Source organism: Isoptericola sp. NPDC019693, assembly GCF_044389085.1.
GTDB lineage: Bacteria > Actinomycetota > Actinomycetes > Actinomycetales > Cellulomonadaceae > Isoptericola.
This window is the reverse complement of the sequence record NZ_JBIRXP010000001.1, coordinates 580,207-604,042: the sequence shown is the minus strand read 5'-3', so window position 1 is coordinate 604,042 and position 23,836 is coordinate 580,207. Positions and strand designations below refer to the sequence as shown.

General features: G+C 74.4%; 18 protein-coding genes. 10 read left to right on the top strand and 8 right to left on the bottom strand.

From position 1 onward, the window contains the following. Positions 1-244: 244 nt before the first annotated feature. From ACH436_RS02810 to ACH436_RS02795, 4 genes are all read left to right on the top strand, one after another. Positions 245-844 carry a DUF3000 domain-containing protein gene (locus tag ACH436_RS02810; protein WP_430558650.1) on the top strand — a complete coding sequence of 200 codons (600 nt, stop codon included), beginning with the start codon at positions 245-247 and terminating at the stop codon, positions 842-844. After that, positions 841-2,070 carry an HRDC domain-containing protein gene (locus tag ACH436_RS02805; protein ID WP_430558649.1) on the top strand — a complete coding sequence of 410 codons (1,230 nt, stop codon included), beginning with the start codon at positions 841-843 and terminating at the stop codon, positions 2,068-2,070. The genes ACH436_RS02810 and ACH436_RS02805 overlap by 4 nt, the downstream gene beginning before the upstream one ends. A gap of 204 nt (positions 2,071-2,274) precedes the next feature. Next, entirely contained in the window at positions 2,275-3,534 is a 1,260-nt protein-coding gene (locus ACH436_RS02800; RefSeq protein WP_430558648.1) for a thiolase family protein, read from the top strand. Positions 3,535-3,537: 3 nt separating this feature from the next. Beyond that, entirely contained in the window at positions 3,538-5,694 is a 2,157-nt protein-coding gene (locus ACH436_RS02795; protein WP_430558647.1) for a 3-hydroxyacyl-CoA dehydrogenase NAD-binding domain-containing protein, read from the top strand. Positions 5,695-5,788: 94 nt separating this feature from the next. Here ACH436_RS02795 and ACH436_RS02790 read toward each other — a convergent pair whose 3' ends face one another. Beyond that, positions 5,789-7,174 (bottom strand): pyridoxal phosphate-dependent decarboxylase family protein, encoded by a 1,386-nt coding sequence (locus ACH436_RS02790; protein ID WP_430558646.1) that lies wholly within the window; start codon positions 7,172-7,174, stop codon positions 5,789-5,791. 173 nt (positions 7,175-7,347) lie between these two features. Between ACH436_RS02790 and ACH436_RS02785 the strand changes: the two genes are divergently transcribed. Beyond that, positions 7,348-8,484 (top strand): glutamate--cysteine ligase, encoded by a 1,137-nt coding sequence (locus ACH436_RS02785; protein ID WP_430558645.1) that lies wholly within the window; start codon positions 7,348-7,350, stop codon positions 8,482-8,484. A 20-nt stretch (positions 8,485-8,504) separates the two neighbouring features. On the opposite strand, the gene ACH436_RS02780 is transcribed toward ACH436_RS02785, so the two are convergent. From ACH436_RS02780 to dxs, 5 genes are all read right to left on the bottom strand, one after another. Then, positions 8,505-9,260 carry a PIG-L deacetylase family protein gene (locus tag ACH436_RS02780; RefSeq protein WP_430558644.1) on the bottom strand — a complete coding sequence of 252 codons (756 nt, stop codon included), beginning with the start codon at positions 9,258-9,260 and terminating at the stop codon, positions 8,505-8,507. A gap of 68 nt (positions 9,261-9,328) precedes the next feature. Then, the gene (gene pflA / locus ACH436_RS02775; RefSeq protein ID WP_430558643.1) at positions 9,329-10,198 is read right to left on the bottom strand and encodes a pyruvate formate-lyase-activating protein; all 870 of its coding nucleotides are present in this window, start codon (positions 10,196-10,198) and stop codon (positions 9,329-9,331) included. 2 nt (positions 10,199-10,200) lie between these two features. Then, complete coding sequence (pflB, locus tag ACH436_RS02770; protein WP_430558642.1) at positions 10,201-12,456, bottom strand: formate C-acetyltransferase; 2,256 nt, start codon at positions 12,454-12,456, stop codon at positions 10,201-10,203. A gap of 150 nt (positions 12,457-12,606) precedes the next feature. Next, the gene (locus ACH436_RS02765) at positions 12,607-13,272 is read right to left on the bottom strand and encodes an HAD family hydrolase (protein WP_430558641.1); all 666 of its coding nucleotides are present in this window, start codon (positions 13,270-13,272) and stop codon (positions 12,607-12,609) included. A 48-nt stretch (positions 13,273-13,320) separates the two neighbouring features. Continuing rightward, positions 13,321-15,219 carry a 1-deoxy-D-xylulose-5-phosphate synthase gene (dxs, locus tag ACH436_RS02760; protein WP_430558640.1) on the bottom strand — a complete coding sequence of 633 codons (1,899 nt, stop codon included), beginning with the start codon at positions 15,217-15,219 and terminating at the stop codon, positions 13,321-13,323. Positions 15,220-15,385: 166 nt separating this feature from the next. Here dxs and ACH436_RS02755 point away from each other — a divergent pair, with 166 nt between their 5' ends. From ACH436_RS02755 to ACH436_RS02740, 4 genes are all read left to right on the top strand, one after another. Next, on the top strand, positions 15,386-16,834 hold the full coding sequence (locus tag ACH436_RS02755; protein ID WP_430558639.1) for a GuaB1 family IMP dehydrogenase-related protein: 1,449 nt from the start codon (positions 15,386-15,388) through the stop codon (positions 16,832-16,834). A 109-nt stretch (positions 16,835-16,943) separates the two neighbouring features. Further along, on the top strand, positions 16,944-17,597 hold the full coding sequence (locus ACH436_RS02750; protein WP_430559139.1) for an NUDIX hydrolase: 654 nt from the start codon (positions 16,944-16,946) through the stop codon (positions 17,595-17,597). A 39-nt stretch (positions 17,598-17,636) separates the two neighbouring features. Further along, positions 17,637-18,584, top strand: coding sequence for an aminoglycoside phosphotransferase family protein (locus tag ACH436_RS02745; RefSeq protein ID WP_430558638.1), 948 nt, complete (start codon positions 17,637-17,639; stop codon positions 18,582-18,584). Positions 18,585-18,616: 32 nt separating this feature from the next. Further along, the gene (locus tag ACH436_RS02740; protein ID WP_430558637.1) at positions 18,617-19,081 is read left to right on the top strand and encodes a DUF1801 domain-containing protein; all 465 of its coding nucleotides are present in this window, start codon (positions 18,617-18,619) and stop codon (positions 19,079-19,081) included. A gap of 16 nt (positions 19,082-19,097) precedes the next feature. Here the strand turns inward: ACH436_RS02740 and ACH436_RS02735 are convergent, their stop codons facing one another. After that, entirely contained in the window at positions 19,098-19,763 is a 666-nt protein-coding gene (locus ACH436_RS02735) for a TetR/AcrR family transcriptional regulator (RefSeq protein WP_430558636.1), read from the bottom strand. Positions 19,764-19,843: 80 nt separating this feature from the next. On the opposite strand from ACH436_RS02735, the gene ACH436_RS02730 reads away from it, so the two are divergent. Then, positions 19,844-20,710 carry an alpha/beta fold hydrolase gene (locus ACH436_RS02730; protein ID WP_430558635.1) on the top strand — a complete coding sequence of 289 codons (867 nt, stop codon included), beginning with the start codon at positions 19,844-19,846 and terminating at the stop codon, positions 20,708-20,710. A 150-nt stretch (positions 20,711-20,860) separates the two neighbouring features. Here the strand turns inward: ACH436_RS02730 and acnA are convergent, their stop codons facing one another. Continuing rightward, entirely contained in the window at positions 20,861-23,626 is a 2,766-nt protein-coding gene (gene acnA / locus ACH436_RS02725) for an aconitate hydratase AcnA (protein WP_430558634.1), read from the bottom strand. Positions 23,627-23,836: the final 210 nt, after the last annotated feature.

Below are 23,836 nucleotides of genomic sequence, written 5' to 3'. Positions count from 1 at the left end.
GTCGGTTCTCGGTTCGGGTCGGGCGGCCGGGGGCGGCGGCTGGCGCACGCGCTCCCCCGCCCGGGAGCCGGGACCAGCGTAGTCGGCGCGGCGACCGAGGTGTACGGACCATCACGATCCGGACACGACCGTCGCCCCGGTGCGTCGCTTCACCACGCCGGGCGCGACGCGCCGTACGGTGGCTGGCGTGACCGGTGATCGCTCGGGCGACTCGACGCGGGACCCTCGGCAGGATCCCAGGCAGGTGCCCGCCCCCTTCGCTGCCGCGCTGGCGTCCCTGCGCGAGCAGCGGCTGCGCGCCGAGGTCCACCTCGCCGAGATCCCAGGGCCGACGCGCGTCGCCCCGTACTCCGTGGCCCTCGAGGGCGAGGTCACCGAGCCGGGGGGCGAGGAGGTCGCCACCGGCCGGTTCGTCGTGCTGCACGACCCCGACGGCCAGGAGACGTGGCAAGGCACGTTCCGCGTGGTCACGCTGGTGCGCGCCACGCTCGAGCCCGAGCTCGCGGCCGACCCGCTGCTCGCCGACGTCGCGTGGACCTGGGTGACGGAGTCGCTCGCCGCCGCGGGCGTCGAGGCCCTGGCGACCGGCGGCACGGTGACGCGGGTGCTCTCCCAGAGCTTCGGTGCGCTCGGTGCCACGCCGGACGCCGTCGACCTCGAGATCCGCGCGTCGTGGACGCCGACCGACACCGACCTCGGCGCCCATCTCGCCGTCTGGGGCGATCTCATGGCGACGGCCGGTGGCCTGCCCCCGCTGCCCGACGGCGTCGCCTCCCTCGCCGGCCGCTCGGGCGGCCGCGGGCACCCGCGCCCCGGGTCGCGACCGCATACCGTGGGCCCATGAGCTCAGCAGTCCCCCCGACCGCCACCGACGTCGTCCCGCTCACCGAGCCCGCGGACGGCGTCGGGCGCGTCGTCGACACCCCGGCCGCCCTCGACCGCGTGGTCGAGCGGTTCGCGGCCGGCACCGGCCCCGTCGCCGCCGACGCCGAGCGCGCCTCGGGCTACCGGTACGGCCAGGCCACCTACCTGGTCCAGCTGCGGCGCGAGGGCGCCGGCACCGCGCTGCTCGACCCGGTGGCGCTGCCGGACCTGTCGGCGATCGGCGAGGCCGTGGGCGAGGCCGAGTGGGTGCTGCACGCCGCCTCGCAGGACCTGCCGGGGCTCGCCGAGCACGGGCTGCGCCCGGCGCGGGTCTTCGACACCGAGCTCGCCGCGCGCCTGCTCGGCCTGGAGCGCGTGGGGCTCGCCGCGGTCGTCGCCGAGCTGCTCGGCCTGGGCCTGGCCAAGGAGCACTCGGCCGTCGACTGGTCCACCCGCCCCCTCCCGGAGGACTGGCTGCGCTACGCCGCCCTCGACGTCGAGGTCCTGGTCGACCTGCGCGACCGCCTCGCCGAGCGGCTCGAGGCGGACGGCAAGGCGGAGTGGGCCGCCCAGGAGTTCGAGGCCGAGCGCACCGCCCCTCCGCCCGCTCCCCGCGTCGACCCGTGGCGGCGCACGTCCGGCACGCACACGCTGCGCGACCGCCGCCAGCTCGCCGTCGTGCGCAGCCTCTGGCAGGCGCGCGACGCGAGCGCCCGGGCGCGCGACGTCTCCCCCGGCCGGGTCCTGCCCGACCGCGCCATCGTCGCGGCCGCCCGCGCCCTGCCCCGCACCGTGCCGCAGCTCACCGCCCTGCCCGAGTTCGCGGGCAAGGCCACCCGGCGTCGTGCCCCCGCGTGGCAGCGGGCGATCGACGAGGCCCTCGCCCTGCCCGACGACCGCCTGCCCAGCCAGCGCGGCCCGCGCACCGACGGCCCTCCGCAGCCGCGCACCTGGGCCGACCGAGACCCCGTCGCAGCGCGCCGCCTCACGAGCGCCCGCGAGCTCCTCGCCACGATGTCCGGCGACCTGCACGTGCCCGTCGAGAACCTGCTGCAGCCGGACGCCCTGCGCCGCCTGTGCTGGACGCCGCCGGACCCGGCGCGATCGGCCGAGATCGCGGAGTTCCTGCGGGGACGCGGCGCGCGGCCGTGGCAGGTCGAGCTGGTCGCGACGCCCCTCGAGGACGCCTTCTCCACGCTCGTCTGACCCCCGACCTGTCAGGACCAGCGCGCGGTTGCCCTGCGCACGTCCTGACAGGTCGGGTGAGACGGGGTCTCAAAGTGGTCTATCCTGGTTCCCGGTACTCGCGGTAGCGTGTACCTCGGCGCCGGCCCTACCGGGTCGTCGCCCGAGAGCGGCGTCGCTCGTCGGACGCCGAAGTCCCGACCCCCGCCTGCGGATGGAGCTTCCATGACCACACGGAACCCGGCCCGCCGCGCGCTGCGCGACGTCGTCTTCGTCGAGGGCGTGCGCACGCCGTTCGGCAAGGCCCGGCCCGACAGCCTCTACGCGGAGACCCGCGCCGACGACCTCGTCGTCAAGGCCGTGCGCGAGCTGCTGCGCCGTCACCCCGAGCTGCCGGGCGAGCGCGTGGACGAGGTGGCGATCGCCGCCACCACCCAGCAGGGCGACCAGGGCCTGACCCTCGGCCGCACCGTGGGGATGCTCGCCGGCCTCCCCCAGACGGTGCCCGGCTTCGCCATCGACCGCATGTGCGCGGGCGCCATGACCGCCGTCACGACCACCGCCGCCGGCATCGCGACCGGCAGCGCCGACGTCGTGATCGCGGGCGGCGTGGAGCACATGGGCCGCCACCCGATGGGCTTCGACGCGGACCCGAACCCGCGTTTCCTGTCGGAGAAGCTGGTGGACCCGGAGGCGCTCAACATGGGCGTCACGGCGGAGAACCTGCACGACAAGTTCCCGCACCTCACCAAGGAGCGCGCGGACGCCTACGCCGTGAACAGCCAGGCCAAGTACGCCAAGGCCGTGGCGAACGGCGACGTCGGGCCCGAGCTCGTCCCGGTCGCCGTCCGCTCCACCGAGCAGGGCTGGGGCCTCGCCACCGCCGACGAGCTGCCGCGACCCGGCACCACCGTCGAGGGCATCGCGAACCTCAAGACGCCGTTCCGCCCGGGCGGCCGCGTCACGGCGGGCAACGCGTCCCCGCTGACCGACGGCGCGACCGCCGCGCTGCTCGCCTCCGGCGACACCGCCGCCGAGCTGGGCCTGCCGGTCGCCATGCGCCTCGTCTCCTCCGCGTTCGCCGGCGTCGACCCGTCGATCATGGGCTACGGCCCCGTCCCGGCCACCGACAAGGCGCTCGCGCAGGCCGGCCTGACCATCGACGACATCGGCCTGTTCGAGATCAACGAGGCCTTCGCCGTGCAGGTGCTGAGCTTCCTCGACCACTACGGCATCGCCGACGACGACGAGCGCGTCAACCCCTACGGCGGCGCCATCGCCATGGGCCACCCGCTGGCCAGCTCGGGCGTGCGGCTCATGGCCCAGCTCGCGCACCAGTTCGCGCAGCACCCCGAGGTCCGGTACGGCATCACCACCATGTGCGTCGGCCTGGGCCAGGGCGGCACCGTGATCTGGGAGAACCCGCACCACGCCGACTACTCCGGCCACACCACCGCGACCTCCGCGACGGACGAGGAGAACTGACCCATGCCCTCGAACACGACCGAGAACACCTCCGGCGTCCGCGCCGAGCGCGTCACGCACTCCCGCGTCCGCGACGTCGAGCTCCCCGGCGGCGCGGGCACCCTCGCGCTCGTCACCCTCGACAACGGCCTCGACCACACCAAGCCCAACACCCTGGGCCCCGAGGGCATGGCCGAGCTCACCGCCGCGCTCACCGCGCTCCAGGAGCGCGCCGGCCGCGGCGAGATCGCCGCCGTCGCCGTCACCGGCAAGCCGTACTTCCTGGCCGCGGGCGCGGACCTGCTGCAGGTCTCGACCGTCACCTCGCACGAGCAGGCGCTCGAGCTCGGCCGCTCCGGCCACGCCGCCTACGAGCTGCTGCACACCATGGGCGTGCCGACCTTCGCTTTCGTCAACGGGCTCGCGCTGGGCGGCGGCCTCGAGGTCGCGCTGAACTGCGACTACCGCACCGTGTCCTCCGACGCGCCCGCGCTCGGCCTGCCCGAGACCGGCCTCGGCCTCATCCCCGGCTGGGGCGGCGCCTACCTCGTGCCGCGCCTCGTGGGCATCGAGAAGGCCGTCGACGTCATCCTCACCCGGCCCGCGGCCCAGAAGCCCTTCAAGGCCGCCGAGGCCGCGCAGGTGGGCCTCGTGGACCAGCTCTTCGAGGCGGCCGACTTCCTCGAGCAGTCGATCCTGTGGGCCGCCCGCGTGCTGCGCGGCGAGGTCGAGGTGCCGCGCCGCGAGCTCGACCCGCAGCCCGTGTGGGACGCCGTCGTGGCCGCCACGCGCCAGCGGCTCGACGCCGTCGTGGCCGGCTCGCGCCCCGCGCCGTACCGTGCGCTCGACCTGCTCGCCGCCGCGCGCACCTCGACGCGCGAGGAGGCCTTCGCCGCCGAGGACCAGGCGCTGGCCGACCTCATCATGTCCGACGAGATGCGGGCCAGCGTCTACGCCTTCCAGCTCGTCTCGGGCGGCAAGAAGCCCGTCGGCGCCCCCGACAAGAGCCTCGCCCGGCCCGTGACCCGCGTGGGCATCGTCGGCGCCGGCCTCATGGCCGCGCAGATCGCGCTGCTCGTCGCGCAGCGCCTCGGCGTGCCGGTGGTCATGCGCGACCTCGACACCGAGCGCGTCGAGAAGGGCCTCGGCTTCGTCCGCTCCACGGTCGAGAAGCTCGTCGGTCGCGGCCGCATGACGCCCGAGGCCGCCGCGCGGATCGTCGCGAGCGTCTCCGGCACCACCGAGATCGGCGAGTTCGCCACCTGCGACGTGGTGATCGAGGCCGTCACCGAGGTCATGGGCCTGAAGAAGAAGGTCTTCGCCGAGCTCGAGGGCATCGTCCCCCCCGAGACGATCCTCGCGACGAACACGTCGGCCCTGTCGGTCACGGAGATGGCCGCCGACCTGCAGCACCCCGAGCGCGTGGTGGGCATCCACTTCTTCAACCCGGTGGCCCAGATGCCCCTGGTCGAGGTGGTGCAGGCCACGGAGACCTCCGACGAGGCCCTCGCGACGGCGTTCGCCATCACGAAGAAGCTGCGCAAGACGGCCGTGCTCGTCGCCGACCGGCCGGGCTTCGTCGTCAACCGCCTGCTCGTGCTCGTCATGGGCAAGGTCGTCGAGGCGATCGAGAACGGCACCTCCGTCGAGGTCGCGGACACCGCGCTCGCGCCGCTCGGCTTCCCGATGCCCACGTTCGAGCTGTTCGACCTCGTCGGCCCCGCGGTGGGCCTGCACGTGCTCACGTCGCTGCGCGAGGACCTGGGCGACCGCTTCCCGACCTCGCCCGGCCTGGAGAAGCTCGTCGCCGACGGCACGCGCGTCGTCCTGGACCGGCCGGCCCCGGGTCTGCCCAAGCCCGTCGACCCGCAGATCCAGGCCGTCTTCGGCGACGCCCTCCCCGCGGGCTCCGAGGGCCGCCACGGCACCCCCGTGCTGGACGCGGCCGGCGTGCTCGACTCCGTCCTCACCGCCCTGACCGTCGAGGTCGGCCACATGCTCGACGAGGGCGTGGTCGCGGGGCCGCCGCAGATCGACCTCTGCATGATCCTCGGCGCCGGGTGGGGCTTCCACACCGGCGGGATCACGCCGTACCTCGACCGCGCCGGGTACTCGGCGCAGGTCCTCGGCCGGCGGATCCTGCCCGACGGCGTCGCCAACGTCCCCGAGGCCGTCGCCTGACACGCCCTCCTCGGAGACCCGAGCCGCACGGCTCACGATGCACCGGTGGCCCGGTCCCCGCGGGGACCGGGCCACCGGCGTCGGCGGGCGGCCGCTACCTCGCGCCCACGGCGCGCCGGACCGCCTCCACCGTCCTCGCGACGTCGTCCTCGTCGGTGGACCAGTTGCTCACCGAGACGCGCAGGACGTCCCGGTCGCGCCACCGCGAGCCGGAGATCCAGGTGTCACCGCCGGCGAGGAGCCGCTCGCCCGCGGCGCGCGTCCGGGCGTCGTCGTCGAGCGCGAGACACACCTGGGTGTAGACGACGTCGTTGACCACCCGCACGCCGTCGATGCGCGCCACGCCCTCGGCGATCGCGCGGGCGCGCTCCGCCAGCCCGCCGACGAGCTCCGCCAGGCCGTGCCGGCCGAGCGAGCGCAGCGCCGCCCACGTGGGCACGCCCCGGGCACGCCGGGAGAGCTCGGGCGCCTTGTCGTAGGGGTTGCCGGGGCCGGGCGCGTCCACGAGGTACGCCGTGTGCACGCCGAACGCCGCGCGGACGGAGGCGGGGTCTGCCACGACGGCGATGCCGCAGTCGTAGGGCACGTTCAGCGTCTTGTGCGCGTCGGTGGCCCAGGAGTCGGCGCCCTCGATCCCGCGCACGAGGTGGGCGAGGCCCGGTGCCGCGGCCGCCCAGAGGCCGAACGCCCCGTCGACGTGCACCCAGGCGCCGTGCTCGTGCGCGAGCGGGACCGCCTCCTCGAAGGGGTCGAAGGACCCGGAGTGCACGTTGCCCGCCTGCAGGGCCACGATCGTCGGCGTCCCCGGCGGCCCCTCGGCGAGAGCGGCGGCCAGCGCGTCCGTGCGCACCCGGCCCTGGTCGTCGGCCGCCACCACCGTCGGCGCACCGAGCCCGAGGTAGCGCAGCGCGAGGTCGACGGAGTCGTGCCGCTCGGCGCCCACCAGCACGCGGACCGCCGGCCCGCCCGTCAGACCGCGCGCGTGGACGTCCCATCCGGCGCGGCCGAGCACCGCACCGCGCGCCGCGGCCAGCCCCGTGAGGTTCGCCGTCGTCGCGCCCGTCACGAAGCCCACGTCGGAGCCTGCCGGCAGGCCGAGGGCGTCGAGCACCCACCGGGCCGCCGCCTCCTCGACCGCGACGACGCCCGGCGTCGAGAAGCGCATCCCCGCGTTCTGGTCCCAGGCGCTCACGAGCCAGTCGGCGCCGAGCGCCGCGGGGAGGGTGCCGCCCATGACCCAGCCGAAGAACCTGCCCGACCCGATCGCCATCAGCCCGGGCTCGACCCGTGCGGCGAGCTCGTCGACCACGCCCGCGGGCGCGGTCCCCTGGTCGGGCAGCGGCCCGTCGAGCGTCCGCCCGACGGCGTCGGCGTCGGCGCGGGGCGGCACGGGCCGCTCCCCCACCCCGTCGAGCCACGCCCGGGCGTGGTGCACGGCGCGGTCCAGCGCGCCGTCGAAGTCCGTGCCTCTGACGGTCATCCGGGTGCTCCTTCGCGACCGGCCGCGGGGTCGCCCTCAGGATATCCACGGGCGGCACGACGGCCTCGGTAGGAGGGAGGGCGACCCTCGGGGATCGTGACGTCCTCGACCCCGCCGAGGCACGCGGGCGCGGGACCCGGCGACGGTCGCAGGCGCGTGTGACACTTCCCCGCATGAAGCGGACCATGGGTGTCGAGGAGGAGTTCCTCCTCGTGGGCGACGACGGGCGACCGGTCGCGAAGGCGTCGGAGGCGCTGGACGCGTCCGACGAGGCGGACGAGGCGGCGGACGGCGGCCCTCGCCCGCCCGAGCAGGGGACGACCACGGCCGGCGGGGAGCTCGAGGCCGAGTTCATGGAGGAGCAGCTCGAGACCGCCACGCACCCGCGCCGCGACCTGTCCGCGCTCGCCGACGAGATCCGGGCCGGGCGCAAGCGCGCGCAGACGGCGGCGGACCGGGTCGGCGCGCGCGTCGCCGCCCTGGCCACCTCGCCGTGGCCGTTCGAGGGCACGACCGTGGCGCGGCTGCGGTACCTGGAGGCGCGGGCCAGGTTCGGCCTCACCGCCCGCGAACAGCTCACCAGCGGCTGCCACGTGCACGTCGCGGTCGCCGACGACGCCGAGGGCGTGGCCGTGCTCGACCGGATCGGCCCCTGGCTGTCCGTGCTGCTGGCGCTGAGCGCCAACTCGCCGTTCTGGCAGGGCGAGGACTCCGGGTTCGCGAGCTATCGCTCGCAGGTGTGGGCGCGCTGGCCCACGTCGGGGCCGGCGCGGGCGTTCGGGTCGCCCGAGGCGTACCACGAGGCGGTCGACGCCCTGGTCGCCACCGGCACGATCCTCGACGAGAACATGGTCTACTTCGACGCCCGGCTGTCGGCCCGCTACCCCACGGTCGAGGTGCGCATCGCCGACGTCTGCCTCGACGCGGACACCGCCACCCTCCTGGGCGCGCTGGCGCGCGGGCTCGTCGAGACGGCGGCCCGCGAGGCGGCGGAGGGCGTGCCCGCCCCGGTGCTCCGCACGGAGCTGCTGCGGACCGCGGCGTGGCGCGCGGGACGCTCGGGGCTCTCGGACGACCTCCTGTCCCCGCACACGTGGCGCCCCGCGGGAGCGCACGACGTCGTCGGGCAGCTGGTCGCGCACGTGCGCGACGCGCTGGTCGACGCCGGTGACCTGGACGCCGTCACCGAGCTGCTCGGCCGCCTCTGGGCGTCGGGGGACGGCGCGGCCCGCCAGCGTGCGTGGCGCTCCGCCGCCGACGGCGACCTGCGCCAGGTCGTGGACCGGGCGGTCGCGGCCACGCACGCCTGAGCGGCGGGCGCCGGGGGCGGCTAGTCGTCCCAGCCCATCTTCAGCACCTCGAACGCCGTCGCGTGCTCCACGCCGAGGCGCGGGCCGGTGGCCGAGGTCATCCGGGCGAGGAACTCGGCGGGGTCGAAGTGCTCCCACCCGAGCCCGTCGAGGTAGGCGGCGTGTGCCCGCAGGGAGGCGACCCCGGCGTCGAACGTCGCGGTGACGTCGACCGCGTGCCCGGCGCCGGGCGACCCGGCGACCCACACCTGCCGCACGCCGCCCCACGGCTCCAGCCCGTCGTCCTCCAGCTGGTCGGGGAACACCCACCGGTTGCCGGCGTCGCGCACGGCGTCCACGACGGCACGCCCGGTGGCGATGTGGTCGGCCTGGTTGAGCATCCCGCCGGGGAAGGTCTCGCGGTAGTTGCCGGTGATGACGACCTCGGGCCGGTGCCGGCGGACGGCGCCCGCGATCGCGCGGCGCAGCGGCAGCCCGTACTCGATCACCCCGTCCGCGAAGCCGAGGAACTCGACGTCGTCGACGCCCACCGCCCGGGCGGAGGCGACCTGCTCGGCCTCGCGCACGCGGCGCGCCTCGTCCGGGTGCATGCCGTCGATCCCCGCCTCACCGCTGGTGACCATGGTGTAGACGACGCGCTTGCCCTGTCCCGTCCAGCGCGCGACGGCGGCCGCCGCCCCGAACTCCATGTCGTCGGGGTGGGCGACCACCGCGAGCGCCGTCGCCCAGGTCTCGTCGAGGGGGTGCAGCGGGGAGCCGTCCGGCGTCGTCGTCATGGCGCCACGCTAGCGACGACGGCGCGCGGTCGCGCGGCCCGGGCAGGACCGGCACGACCCGGCGGGCGTCAGTACGTCGTCAGGCCGTGGGCGCGGAAGACGTCGCGCACGCCCTCGGTCGCCTCGGGCGTGGGCGGCTCGGTGTCGCCGAGCTCGTAGGTGCGGCCCAGCTCCGCCCACTTGTCCCGCGCCATCTGGTGGAACGGGAGCACCTCGACGCGCTCGACCGTGCCGGGTCGCACGGCCTCGATGTCGGCCGCGTGCCGGGCGACGGCGGCGACGTTCTCGGGGTCGTCGGTGAGGCCGGGCACCAGGACGAAACGCACCCAGACCTTGACGCCGCGCTCGGCGAGGCGGCGCCCGAAGCGCAGCGTGGGCGCCAGGGACCGCCCGGTCACGCGCCGGTAGGTCTCCTCGTCGCCCGCCTTGATGTCGAGCAGCACCAGGTCGGTGTCCTCCAGCATCGCGTCGGTCGCGTTCGCGCCCAGGAAGCCGGAGGTGTCGAGGGTGGTGTGCACCCCGAGCTCCTTCGCGCCGCGCAGGACCCGGGCGGCGAACGCGGGCTGCATGAGCACCTCGCCGCCCGAGAGCGTGAGCCCCCCGCCGGTCGCGGTGAAGATGCCGCGGTAGCGGGCCACGCGGGCCAGCAGGTCGTCGGCGAGGACCGGCTCGCCGTCCTTCATCGCGAGCGTGTCGGGGTTGTGGCAGTACAGGCACCGCAGCGGGCACCCGCTGAGGAACACCGTCAGCCGCGTGCCGGGGCCGTCGACGGCCGTCACGAGCTCCCAGGAGTGGACGGAGCCGAGCTCCCCGGAGCGCATCAGGGACAGCCGGTCGGACCGCCCCACCTCCTGCGTGTCGACCGTCTCGATCCCCCGCAGGCCGGCGCCGGCCCGGCGCCGGGAGGGGGCGTCCAGCAACACCGGGCCGGCAGTCATGGTCAGAGCCCCCCGTGGAAGGTCCGCGACAGCACGTCCAGCTGCTGCTCGCGGGTCAGCCGCACGAAGTTCACCGCGTAGCCGGAGACGCGGATCGTGAGCTGCGGGTAGTTCTCCGGGTGCTCCATCGCGTCCTCGAGCGTCTCGCGCACGAGGACGTTGACGTTCATGTGGTAGCCGTCGCCGCCCACCGAGGCGTCGAGCAGGCCGGCCAGGTTGGTCACCTGCTCCTCGCGGGTGCGGCCGAGGCCGGACGGCACGACCGTGTTGGTCAGCGAGATCCCGTCCTGCGCCTGGTCGTAGGGCAGCTTCGCGACGGACAGCGCCGAGGCGAGCATGCCGTGCGTGTCGCGGCCGTTCATCGGGTTGGCGCCCGGCGAGAAGGGCTCGCCCGCGCGGCGGCCGTCCGGGGTGTTCCCGGTGGCCTTGCCGTAGACCACGTTGGACGTGATGGTCAGCACCGACTGGGTCGGCACCGCGTCGCGGTACATCCGGTGGCTGCGGATCTTCGCCATGAACGACTCGACCAGCTCCACGGCGATGGCGTCGACGCGGTCGTCGTCGTTGCCGTAGGCCGGGTAGTCGCCGTCGATCTCGTAGTCCACGACGACGCCGTTCTCGTCGGCCACCGGGATCACCCTGGCGTAGCGGATCGCCGACAGGGAGTCCGCCGCGACCGACAGCCCCGCGATGCCGCAGGCCATGGTGCGCAGCACGTCCCGGTCGTGCAGGGCCATCTCGAGCCGCTCGTACGCGTACTTGTCGTGCGACCAGTGGATGCAGTTGAGCGCCTCGACGTACGTCTCGGCGAGCCAGTCCATGGTGCGGTCGAAGCGGGCGCGGACGTCGTCGTAGTCGAGCGGCAGGCCCGGGGCGACGGCGGGGAACGCCGGCGAGACCTGCTTGCCGGTGACCTCGTCCTTGCCGCCGTTGATCGCGTACAGCAGCGCCTTGGCGAGGTTCACGCGAGCGCCGAAGAACTGCATCTGCTTGCCGACCGCCATCGGCGAGACGCAGCACGCGATGGCCGCGTCGTCGCCCCAGGCGGGGCGGATCTGCTCGTCCGACTCGTACTGCACCGCGGACGTGTCGATCGACACCTTGGCGCAGAACTCCTTGAACCCCTCGGGCAGGCGAGCGCTCCAGAAGACCGTCATGTTCGGCTCGGGGGCCGGGCCCAGGTTGTACAGCGTCTGCAGGAAGCGGAACGAGTTCTTGGTGACGAGCGGGCGGCCGTCCTCGCCCATGCCGCCGATGGTCTCGGTGACCCAGGTGGGGTCGCCGGAGAAGAGGGCGTCGTACTCCGGGGTGCGCAGGAAGCGCACGATCCGCAGCTTGATGACGAAGTCGTCGATGATCTCCTGCGCCTCGGGCTCGGTGAGGCGCCCGGCGGCCAGGTCCCGCTCGATGTACACGTCGAGGAACGTCGACGTGCGCCCGAGCGACATCGCTGCGCCGTTCTGCTCCTTCACGGCGGCGAGGTAGCCGAAGTACAGCCACTGGACGGCCTCGCGGGCCGTCGTCGCCGGGCCGGAGATGTCGTACCCGTAGGACGCGGCCATCTCCTTGAGCTCGCCGAGCGCGCGGATCTGCTCCGCGTGCTCCTCCCGCTCGCGGACCACGGTCTCGCTGAACGGCTGGACGTCGAGGCCGAGCTTGTCGACCTTCTTCGCGGCGACGAGCTGGTCGACGCCGTACAGGGCCACGCGGCGGTAGTCGCCGATGATCCTGCCGCGCCCGTACGCGTCGGGCAGGCCGGTGATGATGTGGGAGCTGCGCGCGGCGCGGACGTTCGGCGGGTAGACGTCGAAGACGCCCTGGTTGTGCGTCTTGCGGTACTCGGAGAACACCTTCTTGAGGTTCTCGTCCACCGGGTAGCCGTACGTCTTCAGCGCGCCCTCGACCATGCGCCACCCGCCGTTCGGCATGATCGCGCGCTTGAGCGGGGCGTCGGTCTGCAGGCCGACGATCAGCTCCGCGTCGCGGTCGATGTAGCCGGGGCCGTGCGCGGTGATCGCCGCGGGGGTGTGCGAGTCGACGCCGTAGACGCCCTTCTCGCGCTCGGCCGGGAACATCGCCGAGAGCTTCTCCCACACGGCGGTGGTGCGCGCCGTCGGCCCGGCGAGGAACGCGTCGTCACCCGTGTACGGGGTGTAGTTGCGCTGGATGAAGTCGCGCACGTCGATGCCGTCGCACCACGGTCCCGGGGCGAAGCCCGCCCAGGCGGTGGTCGTGGTGGGTGCCGCGTCGGTGGTCATAGGGAGCCCCCTCCTTCTGAGGTATGACCACATCGTATTCGTGAAAGCCTTCACAAGCGATGCCGAAGGGCTGTGATGTCGCAGACACCCCCGATCGCGCGCTCCGTCCTGGGACCCGGACCGGCCCCGCGGCAGGGCTCCGCAAGAGGATCAGCGGCGGACGGCTCCCGGCGTCGAGAGCGCGAGCGAGATCGCCTCGCGCGTCGTCGGCGCGACGACGTCGGGCCGGTCCGGGCCGTCCCACGACCGCCCGTGCGAGACCCACGCCGTCCGCGTGCCGGCGGCGTGACCTGCCGCGACGTCGGCGTGCCCGGCGTCGCCGACCATCCAGACGTCGCGGCGGTCGGCGTCGGGGAGCCCGAGCCGGTCGAGGGCGATCTCCAGCAGGAGCGGGTCGGGCTTGGCGACGCCCTCCTCCTCGGACACCACGATCGCGTCCGCGTGCGCGTCCAGGCCGCACCGTGCGAGCTTGCCGCGCTGCTGCGCGGAGGCCCCGTTCGTGACGACCGCCACCGGGTGCCCGGCAGCGCGCAGCGCCCGGAGGGTGTCGACGACCCCGTCGTACGGGCGCACCCGCTCGAGGATGCCCGCCCGGAACCGCTCGATCCCGGCCGGCACGTCGTCGTCCCAGCCGAGGCGGTCGATGAGCACGCGCGCGAGGGCCGCCTTCGAGCCGTGCCCGCTTTCGTCGGCCGCGAGGACGGCTGCGAGGTCGTCGGCCCCGCCGCCCGCGCGTCGCACCTCCCCCGACGCCCACGCCTCGAACGCCTCGGCGCGGCCCACCAGCGTGTTGTCCAGGTCGAGCAGCCAGATCATGCCCGCGAGGCTAGCGGCCGCCGGCCGCCCGGGTCCGTCCGTCTCGCGTCAGCCGCGCGCGAGCGCGGCGAGCGCGTCGCGCACGGCGTCCTCGGCGCGCATCCGCTGCTGGGTGAGGATCTGCTCCCGGCTGGCGTGGTCCAGGAACCGGGTCGGCAGCCCGACGTGCACGAACGGCGTGCGCACGCCCTGCTCCCCCGCCCGCTGCGCGGTCATGGCGCCGACGCCGCCGTCGACGACGCCGTCCTCGAGGGTCAGCACGAGGTCGTGCTCGCCGGCGAGCTTGACCAGCGCCTCCGGCACCGGCAGCACCCACGTGGGCGCCACGACGTCCACCGCCAGGCCGTGCGCGGCGAGGGACTCCCCCGCGGCGAGCGCCGTGCCCACCATCGACCCGACGCCGACGACGAGGACCTTGCGCGCGTCCGGGCCCGTGCCCGAGGTCGCGCCGGGCGTGTGCCGGGCGACGACGTCGACGCCGTCCAGCCCCTCGAGGGCCGGGATCGCGTCGGCGAGCGCCCCCTTGGGGTAGCGCACCACGGTCGGCGCGTCGTCGACGTCGACGGCGGCGCGCAGCGCCGAGCGCAGGGTCGGCTCGTCGCGCGGCGCGGCCAGCCGCAGGCCCGGCACGATGCGCAGCATCGCCATGTCCCACATGCCGTTGTGGCTGGCGCCGTCGTCGCCGGTGATGCCCGCGCGGTCCAGGACGAACGTGATGCCGGCCTTGTGCAGCGCCGCGTCCATGAGCACCTGGTCGAAGGCGCGGTTGAGGAAGGTGGCGTAGACCGCCACCACGGGGTGCAGCCCGGCGAACGCCATGCCGGCCGCCGAGGTCGCGGCGTGCTGCTCGGCGATGCCGACGTCGAACGTGCGCTCCGGGAACTCCTGCGCGAACGGCGCGAGCCCCACGGGGTGCAGCATGGCGGCGGTGATCGCGACGACGTCCGGCCGGTCGTGGCCGATCTTCACGATCTCGTCCGCGAAGACCTTGGTCCAGCCGAACCGCGAGGGCGCCACCGGCAGGCCCGTCTCCGGGTGGATCTGCCCGACGGCGTGGAACCGGTCGGCGACGTCCTGCTCGGCCGGCGTGTACCCGCGGCCCTTCTCCGTGATGGCGTGCACGATCACGGGCCCGCCGTACGCCTTGGCCCGGCGCAGCGCGTGCTCCATCGCCGTCACGTCGTGCCCGTCGACCGGGCCGACGTACTTGAGACCGAGGTCCTCGAACATGCCCTGGGGCGCCACGACGTCCTTGAGGCCCTTCTTCAGCCCGTGCAGCCAGTCGTAGGCGAAGCGGCCGGGGGCTCCGGTGCGGTGCAGCGTGCGCTTGCCCCACGAGAGGAAGGCCTCGTAGCCGCGGGTGGTGCGCAGGGTGTCGAGGTGGTTCGCGACCCCGCCGATGGTCGGCGAGTAGGACCGCCCGTTGTCGTTGACGACGATGACGAGGCGGCGGTCCTGCGACGCGGCGATGTTGTTCAGCGCCTCCCAGGCCATGCCGCCGGTCAGGGCGCCGTCGCCGATGACGGCGGCCACGTGGCGCTCGGGGTGGCCCTGCACGGCGTTCGCCTTGGCGACGCCGTCCGCCCACGACAGGGCCGTGGACGCGTGCGAGTTCTCGACGACGTCGTGCTCGGACTCGGCCCGCGAGGGGTAGCCGGACATGCCGCCCGCCTTGCGCAGCGCGGAGAAGTCCTGGCGGCCCGTGAGGAGCTTGTGCACGTACGCCTGGTGGCCCGTGTCGAAGACGAGCGTGTCCCGCGGCGACGCGAACACCCGGTGCAGGGCGATCGTCAGCTCGACGACGCCCAGGTTCGGCCCCAGGTGCCCGCCCGTGCGCGACACCTGGTCGACCAGGAAGGCCCGGATCTCCGCCGCGAGCTGCGTCGTCTGCTCCGGCGAGAGCCGGCGGACGTCCTCGGGCGAGCCGATGCTGCTCAGCAGGCTCATGCGTTCCTCCCCGTTCATAACCACACAACAATAGGCGCTCCGCGAGGTCGGCCCGCACACGGTAGTTTCGACTCGCCGACGGGAACACGTGACCGCCGGCGAGCGTTCGGCAGACGGACGACCCAGGAAGCTCGTCCTCTTCCGGCACATCTCTCAGGGGACACCTGTGCGCTTTCTCGACGGGCAGCAGCCCACCACCGACCTCACCTACGGCGACGTGTTCATGGTCCCGTCCCGCTCGGACGTGACCAGCCGCTTCGACGTCGACCTCGCGACCGACGACGGTACCGGGACGACGATCCCGGTCGTCGTGGCGAACATGACGGCCGTCGCCGGCCGGCGGATGTCCGAGACGGTCGCCCGCCGTGGCGGGATCGCGATCCTCCCCCAGGACATCCCGGTCGACGTCGTCGCCGACGTCGTCGCTGACGTGAAGTCCAAGGACCCGGTCATCGAGACGCCCGTCGTCGTGGCGCCCACCGACACCGTCTCCACCGTCCTGACGCTGCTGGGCAAGCGCGCGCACGCCGCGGCCGTGGTCGTGGCCGACGGCAAGCCCGTCGGCGTCGTCACCGAGGGCGACTGCGCCGCCGTCGACCGGTTCGCCCAGGTGCACCAGGTCATGTCGGACGACGTCGTCATGCTCGACGCCGCGGCGATCGACGCGGAGGGCCTCGAGGCCACGTTCGAGCGCATGCACGCCGCGAAGATCCACCTCGCGCCCGTCGTGCGCGACGGCGTCCTCGCGGGTGTCCTGACGCGCAAGGGCGCGGTGCGCTCGTCGGTGTACCGGCCGGCGCTCGACGCCGCGGGCCGCCTGCGCGTCGGCGCCGCCGTCGGCATCAACGGCGACGTCGCGGCCAAGACGCGCGAGCTGCTCGACGCGGGCGTGGACGTGCTGGTCGTCGACACCGCGCACGGCCACCAGTCGAAGATGCTGCAGGCCCTGGAGGCGGTGCGTTCCGTCGACCCGCAGGTGCCCGTCGTCGCGGGCAACGTCGTGACCGCCGCCGGCGTGCGCGACCTCGTGGCCGCCGGCGCCGACATCCTCAAGGTCGGGGTCGGGCCGGGCGCCATGTGCACCACGCGCATGCAGACCGCCGTGGGCCGCCCCCAGTTCTCCGCCGTGCTCGAGTGCGCGGCCGCCGCGCGCGAGCTCGGCAAGCACGTGTGGGCCGACGGCGGCGTGCGCCACCCGCGCGACGTCGCGCTGGCGCTGGCCGCGGGGGCGTCGCAGGTGATGATCGGGTCGTGGTTCGCCGGCACGTACGAGTCGCCGGGCGACCTGCACGACGACGGCACGGGCCGCCTGTACAAGGACTCCTTCGGCATGGCGTCCGCCCGCGCCGTGGCCGCGCGGACCGCCGGGGCGGGCTCGGCCTTCGGCCGCGCGCGCAAGGCGCTGTACGAGGAGGGCATCTCCACCGGGAAGATGTACCTCGACCCGCTGCGCCCCGGCGTCGAGGACCTGCTCGACGAGATCACCTCGGGCCTGCGCTCCAGCTGCACGTACGCGGGGGCGCGCACGCTCGGGGAGTTCCACGAGCGTGCTCTGGTAGGCGTGCAGTCCGCCGCCGGCTACGCCGAGGGCATGCCGGTCGCGACGAGCTGGTGAGCCGGCGTTGAGCACGGGATCCAGCACCGGACCGAACACGGGATCCAGCACCGGGGCCGACGACGGGGCGGGCGCGGGGGCGGCCGCGGCGCGCGCGCAGCTCGCCGCCCTGGCGGCGGACCGGCGGTTCCTGTCCGACTGGGGGCTGTCGCGCGGCGACCTCGACGCCGCGTCCGCCCGCCCGGCGGCCGTGCTGGTGCTGTTCGGCGTGCTGGACGACCTCGCCGCCGACCACGACGCCCAGGCCCTCGCGGTCGCCCAGGACCTCGACGTCCTGCTCCTGGAGCGGGCCGCGACTCTGCGGTCGCACGCCGGGCAGGTCGCGTTCCCCGGCGGGCGCGCCGAGGACGGCGAGACGCCCGTGGACGCCGCCCTGCGCGAGGCCGTCGAGGAGACGGGGCTCGACGCGGGCGGCGTCGAGGTGCTCGGCACCCTCGCGCAGCTGCCGATGCCCGTGAGCAACCACCTCGTGACCCCGGTGCTCGGCTGGTGGGCCCGGCCCACCCCGGTGCGGGTGGTCGACGTCGCGGAGTCGTCGCACGTCTTCCGCGCGCCCGTGGCCGACCTGCTCGACCCCGACCACCGCGTCACGACCGTGCTGCGGCGCGCCGGGCGCACCTGGCGCGGCCCGGGGTTCGAGGTGCTCGACGGCGACGGCGTGCCGCACCTGGTGTGGGGGTTCACCGCGGGCATCCTCGACGCCGCCTTCGAGCGCCTGGGGTGGACCGAGCCGTGGGACCGCGGCCGCGAGCGCGAGCTGTGAGCCACCGACGTCGGCACCCTCGCCTGGGATGATGCCCGCGTGCCTGCCGCCGAGATCGACGTCGACGTCCCGCTGACCCGCGCGCTGCTCTCCGAGCAGCACCCCGACCTGGCCGACGGTCCGCTGGAGATCGTCGCGCACGGCTGGGACAACGTCATGGTGCGGCTCGGTGACGACCTGGCGGTCCGGCTGCCGCGGCGCGCCCTGGCCGCACCCCTCGTCGAGCACGAGCAGCGGGCGCTGCCCGCCCTGGCCGCCAGGCTCCGCGCGGCCGCGCCCGACGTCGCCGTGCCCGTGCCGGTCCGCGTCGGGCGCCCGAGCCCGGCGCTCGGCTACCCCTGGTCGTGGAGCGTCGTGCCCTGGGTGGACGGCCTCGGCGCCGAGACCACGCCGGTCGCGGACCGCACCCCGTGGGCGGGTGCCTTCGGCCGCCTGCTCGCCGCCGTGCACGCACCCGCCCCGGACGACGCGCCGCCCAACCCGGTGCGCGGCGTGCCGCTGCGGGAGCGGGCGGAGGCCCTGGACCCGCGGGCCCTCGACGAGCGCCTCGCGGCCGTCCCTCCCGGCGCTCGCGCCGCCGCCCGCCGCCTCTGGGACCGGGCGCTCGACGCTCTCGACCACACCGGGCCCGGGGTGTGGCTGCACGGCGACCCGCACCCCGCCAACCTCGTCGTGGCCCGCGGCGAGGGCGGCCGGCCCGACCGGCTGGCGGCCGTCGTCGACTGGGGCGACGTGACGTCCGGCGACCCGGCCTCCGACCTGGGGGTGCTGTGGCTGTGCTTCGACGACGCCGGCCGCACGGCCTGCCGGGCCGAGATCCAGGCACGCGCGAACGGCGGACACGGCTGGGACGAGGCGACGTGGGCGCGCGCGGCGGGCTGGTCCCTGCTGTACGCGACGAACATGCTGGCCCACCCGGACCTGCACCCGCGGATGGTCCCGATCGGCCGCCACGCCCTGGGGGCGCTCCTCGACGAGTCGGCCTGACGGCGCGCACCCGCGCCGGGCACACTGGGCCCATGGCCCGCGACACCCCGACCACCTGGACCGAGGCCGACCCGCGCGCATTCGTCGCCGCGGTGACCCGGCCCGGGCGGCGACGGGACGCCGAGGCCCTGCTCGCCCTGATGGAGCGAGCGACCGGGCAGCCCCCGCGGATGTTCGGCGCGTCGATCGTCGGCTTCGGCGAGTACCGGTACGCGTACGCGAGCGGCCGGACCGGCCACGCCGCCGCGGCCGGTTTCTCCCCGCGCGCGGCCGCGAGCGTCGTCTACCTCTCCGACGGCGTGGGGGCGCACACCGACGCGCTGGCACGCCTCGGCCCGCACACGTCCGGCGTGGGGTGCCTCTACCTCAAGGACCTCACGCAGGTGGACCTCGACGTCCTGGAGGAGGTCGTCCGCGCGTCCTACACCGCGCTCACCGCGGGGACGTACGGGCTGCGGGCGCGCGAGGGCGGGGACGCGACGTCGGCGCCGCGCTGACCCTCCACCCACGCCGTCAGCGGACGCCGAAGGCCGTCGGCTCGGCGCCCCGGGACTCGAGCGCGACCCGCACGGCCGCGAGCGCGCGGTCGTAGACGGCGTCGTCACCGAGCAGCAGCGAGCCGTCGTTGGCGGCGTTCAGCATCGCCGTGATCTCGAAGGCGAGCTGGTCGACGTCGGTGCCGCCCCCGAGCTCACCGGCCTCCACCGCGAGCTCCGCGTGCCGGCGCAGGTAGGACGTCCAGTCGCGATGGGCGGCGACGACGGCGTCGCGCACCGCGCCGTCCTGCGTGTCGAACTCGACCTCCGCCGTGCGGAAGAAGCAGCCCCCTGCGAAGACCCGCCGGCGGGAGTACTCCGACCAGCGCGTCACGAGCGCCCACAGCCGGGCCAGGCCCGGCGCCGCCTCCCGGGCGGGCTCGACGACGGCCTCGACGAACATGCCCCGGGCGTGCTCCACCGCGGCGAGCTGCAACCCCTCCTTGCCGCCGAACAGGCCGGCGATCCCGCTCTTGTTGACGGGTAGGCGTGCGGCGAGCGAGCCGAGCGTCAGGGCCTCCAGCCCGCGGACGGACGCGTCCTGGACGGCGAGGTCGAGGACGGCGCGGCGCGTCCGGTCCCCGCGCACGCGCCGGCCGTCCGCGGGGTGGTCGGTCGGGGCGGTCTCCGTCTCGGTGGTCACCCGATGAGTGTACGACCGTTCGTTCAGTGTTACTGTGCGAACGTTCGTACAGATAGTTTGCCGCCCGCCTGGAGGTCGTCGTGCCCTACGTCCCCGCCCCCGTCAGCACCGGCCTGCGCGCGCTGTCCGCCCTCGCTCCCCCGCTCGCGGTCCGGGTCGCCGCCCGGGCGTTCTGGCACGTCGGCCCGCCGGCCGAGGTCCGGCCGGCCGACCGGGGTGTGCACGAGCGCGCCCGCCGGGGCACGGTCGACGTCGGCGGCGAGCGCGTCGCCACCTACCGGTGGGGCGACCGCGCGGCACCCACCGTGCTCCTCGTGCACGGCTGGAGGAGCCGGGCCTCCCGGTTCGCGGGCCTCGTCACGTCCCTCGAGGCCGCCGGCCTGGGCGTCGTGTCGTTCGACGGCGTCGCCCACGGAGAGTCGGGCGGTCGGCGCATGTCCGCGCTCGAGCACCTGGCGGCGATCCGCGCCGTGCACGACGCCGAGGGCCCGTTCACAGCCGTCGTCGGCCACTCCTTGGGCGCCCTCTCCGCCGGGCTCGCGCTGGCCGACGGACTGCCCGTCGACCGCTTCGTCGCCGTCGCCGCGATGACGGGCTTCGACGCGATCGCGGAGTCGTTCCTGCGCCTGGCCGGGATGCCCGCCGGGCTGCACGAGCGCTTCTGCGACCACGTCGAGCGCACCTTCCCCGGCGACGTGCGCGACGTCCGCTCCCGGATCGACCTCGTCGCGCACCCTGTCCCGGAGCACGTCGCGACGCTGTTCGTCCAGGACGACGACGACCGCATGTCGCTGCCCACGGGTGCACCCCTCCTGCACGCGGCGGTGCCGGGCAGCACGCTCCTCACCACCCGCGGCCTCGGCCACAACCGGGTGCTCGACGACCCGGCGGTCGTGGCGGCCGTCGTCGCGCACGTCACGGCGCCCCTGCCCGCCGTCACCCCGTGACGACGACGGCGCCCTGCCCCTCCGCGCAGGAGGGACGGGGCGCCGTCGGTGCGGGGCTCGTCAGGCGACTCTCGTGGTCGCCCGAGCCCGCGGTTCCGCTACGGGCGAGTGCCTCGTACCTCGGTTCTCACCCTGCGCTGCACCTCCGCCTCAGGCGACGAGCGAGCGCAGCACGTACTGCAGGATGCCGCCGTTGCGGTAGTAGTCCGCCTCACCGGGCGTGTCGATGCGCACCACGGCGTCGAACTCGACGGACGTGCCGTCGGCCTTGGTCGCGGTGACCTTGACCGTCTCCGGGGTGGCGCCGTCGTTCAGCGCGGTGATGCCCGCGATGTCGAACGTCTCCGTGCCGTCGAGGCCCAGCGAGTCGGCGTTCTCGCCCGCCGGGAACTGCAGCGGCAGCACGCCCATGCCGATGAGGTTCGAGCGGTGGATGCGCTCGAACGACTCGGTGATGACGGCCTTGACGCCCAGCAGCGCGGTGCCCTTGGCGGCCCAGTCGCGCGACGAGCCGGAGCCGTACTCCTTGCCGCCGAGCACGACCAGCGGGGTGCCCTGCGCCGCGTAGTCCTGCGCCGCGTCGTAGATGGTGTCCTGGGCGTTCTTCACGAAGTTGAACGTGAAGCCGCCCTCGACGCCGTCCAGGAGCTGGTTCTTGAGGCGGATGTTCGCGAACGTGCCGCGGATCATGACCTCGTGGTTGCCGCGGCGCGAGCCGTAGCTGTTGAAGTCGCGACGACCCACGCCGTGCTCGGCCAGGTACTTGCCGGCCGGGCTGTCCGCCTTGATGGAGCCGGCGGGCGAGATGTGGTCCGTCGTGACCGAGTCGCCCAGCTTCGCCAGCACGCGAGCGCCGGCGATGTCCGCGACCGGCGACGGCTCGGCGCCCATGCCCTCGAAGTACGGGGGCTTGCGCACGTAGGTGGACTCGCCGTCCCAGGCGAACGTGTCGCCCTCCGGCGTCTCCAGCGCACGCCACCGCTCGTCGCCCGTGAAGACGTCCGCGTAGTCCTTGGTGAACATGTCGCGGTCGATCGAGGCGTCGATCGTGGCCTGGACCTCCTCCGGGGAGGGCCAGATGTCCTTGAGGAACACCGGGTTGCCGGCCTCGTCGCGACCCAGCGGGTCGGACTCGAAGTCGAACTCCATGGTGCCCGCGAGCGCGTAGGCGATGACCAGCGGCGGCGACGCGAGGTAGTTCATCTTCACGTCGGGGTTGATGCGGCCCTCGAAGTTGCGGTTGCCGGACAGCACCGAGACGACGGAGAGGTCGTGCTCGTTGACGGCCTCCGAGATCTTCTCGTCCAGCGGGCCCGAGTTGCCGATGCACGTGGCGCAGCCGTACCCGACCAGGTGGAAGCCGAGCTTCTCGAGGTAGGGCCAGAGACCGGCCTTCTCGTAGTAGTTCGTCACGACCTGCGAGCCCGGCGCCATCGACGTCTTGACCCAGGGCTTCGACACGAGGCCCTTCTCGACGGCCTTCTTGGCGAGCAGCGCCGCCGCGAGCATGACCGACGGGTTCGACGTGTTGGTGCACGACGTGATCGAGGCGATCGCGACCGCGCCGTGGAAGAGGTCGAACTCCTTGCCCTCGCTGTCCGTGACGGGCACGGTGCGGCGCACCTGGGCGTGCGTGGACGGCGAGTCGGAGGCCGGGAAGGACTCCTTCTCGGCCTCGTCCACCGCGTCGATGACCTCGGGGGCGTAGTTCGGCAGGTCGCGGGCGAACGCGGCCTTGGCGTGCGAGAGCTCGATGCGGTCCTGCGGGCGCTTCGGGCCGGCGATCGACGGCACGACGGTGCCGAGGTCGAGCTCCAGGTACTCCGAGAACTTCGGCTCGACGTAGGACTCCGAGCTCGGGTCGAGCCACAGGCCCTGCTCCTTGGCGTACGCCTCGACGAGCGCCAGCTGCTCGTCGCTGCGGCCGGTGAGGCGCAGGTAGTCGAGGGTGACGTCGTCGATCGGGAAGATCGCGGCCGTCGAGCCGAACTCCGGGCTCATGTTGCCGATGGTGGCGCGGTTGGCCAGCGGCACCTGGGCGACGCCGGCGCCGTAGAACTCGACGAACTTCCCGACCACGCCGTGCTGGCGCAGCATCTGGGTGATCGTGAGCACGACGTCGGTCGCGGTGACGCCGGCGGGGATGGAGCCCGACAGCTTGAAGCCGACGACGCGCGGGATGAGCATCGACACCGGCTGGCCGAGCATGGCCGCCTCGGCCTCGATGCCGCCGACGCCCCAGCCCAGGACGCCCAGGCCGTTGACCATCGTGGTGTGCGAGTCGGTGCCGACGCAGGTGTCGGGGTAGGCGCGCAGCACGCTCTGCCCGTCCACGGTGACCTCGCGCGTCATGATCGTGCGCGCCAGGTACTCGATGTTGACCTGGTGCACGATGCCGGTGCCCGGGGGGACGACCTTGAAGTCGTCGAACGCCGTCTGGCCCCAGCGCAGGAACTGGTAGCGCTCGTGGTTGCGCTCGTACTCGAACTCGACGTTGCGGGCGAAGGCGTCCGCGCGGCCGGCGACGTCGATCTGCACGGAGTGGTCGATGACCATCTCGGCGGGCGCGAGCGGGTTGATCCGCTTCGGGTCGCCGCCGAGCTCCGCGACGGCCTCGCGCATCGTGGCGAGGTCGACGACGCAGGGCACGCCGGTGAAGTCCTGCATGATCACGCGGGCGGGCGTGAACTGGATCTCCGTGTCGGGCTGGGCGTCCGGGTCCCAGGACGCGAGGGCGCGCACGTGGTCGGCCGTGATGTTGGCGCCGTCCTCGGTGCGCAGGAGGTTCTCGGCGAGGATCTTCAGGGAGTACGGGAGGCGCTCGGCGCCCTCGACGGCGGAGAGGCGGAAGATCTCGTAGGCCTTCCCGCCGACCTCCAGCGTTCCCTTCGATCCGAACGTGTCCACGCTGCTCACTGCGGCTCCTTCTGCGGGGCTGGCCGGCACCGGCACCGTGCGCGCTGCGGCGCGACGGTTCCGACGCCGTGGTTCTGGGGGGGCTCCGCCCAGCGTACGCCGGGCACCTGGCCAGCATAGCCCATATATCTTGACGTCAAGATATCTCGGCGTCAGGTCCCGGCCCGGACGCCGTCACGACCATTCCCGTACGGCGGACGGGAACAAGGA

Coding starts and splice junctions, on each gene's coding strand:
- ACH436_RS02740 (WP_430558637.1), top strand. CDS start 18,617: ATGGCCCGCGACACCCCGACCACCTGGACCGAGGCCGACCCGCGCGCA.
- ACH436_RS02765 (WP_430558641.1), bottom strand. CDS start 13,272: ATGATCTGGCTGCTCGACCTGGACAACACGCTGGTGGGCCGCGCCGAG.
- ACH436_RS02785 (WP_430558645.1), top strand. CDS start 7,348: ATGAAGCGGACCATGGGTGTCGAGGAGGAGTTCCTCCTCGTGGGCGAC.
- ACH436_RS02805 (WP_430558649.1), top strand. CDS start 841: ATGAGCTCAGCAGTCCCCCCGACCGCCACCGACGTCGTCCCGCTCACC.
- ACH436_RS02780 (WP_430558644.1), bottom strand. CDS start 9,260: ATGACGACGACGCCGGACGGCTCCCCGCTGCACCCCCTCGACGAGACC.
- ACH436_RS02800 (WP_430558648.1), top strand. CDS start 2,275: ATGACCACACGGAACCCGGCCCGCCGCGCGCTGCGCGACGTCGTCTTC.
- ACH436_RS02790 (WP_430558646.1), bottom strand. CDS start 7,174: ATGACCGTCAGAGGCACGGACTTCGACGGCGCGCTGGACCGCGCCGTG.
- pflA (WP_430558643.1), bottom strand. CDS start 10,198: ATGACTGCCGGCCCGGTGTTGCTGGACGCCCCCTCCCGGCGCCGGGCC.
- pflB (WP_430558642.1), bottom strand. CDS start 12,456: ATGACCACCGACGCGGCACCCACCACGACCACCGCCTGGGCGGGCTTC.
- ACH436_RS02795 (WP_430558647.1), top strand. CDS start 3,538: ATGCCCTCGAACACGACCGAGAACACCTCCGGCGTCCGCGCCGAGCGC.
- dxs (WP_430558640.1), bottom strand. CDS start 15,219: ATGAGCCTGCTGAGCAGCATCGGCTCGCCCGAGGACGTCCGCCGGCTC.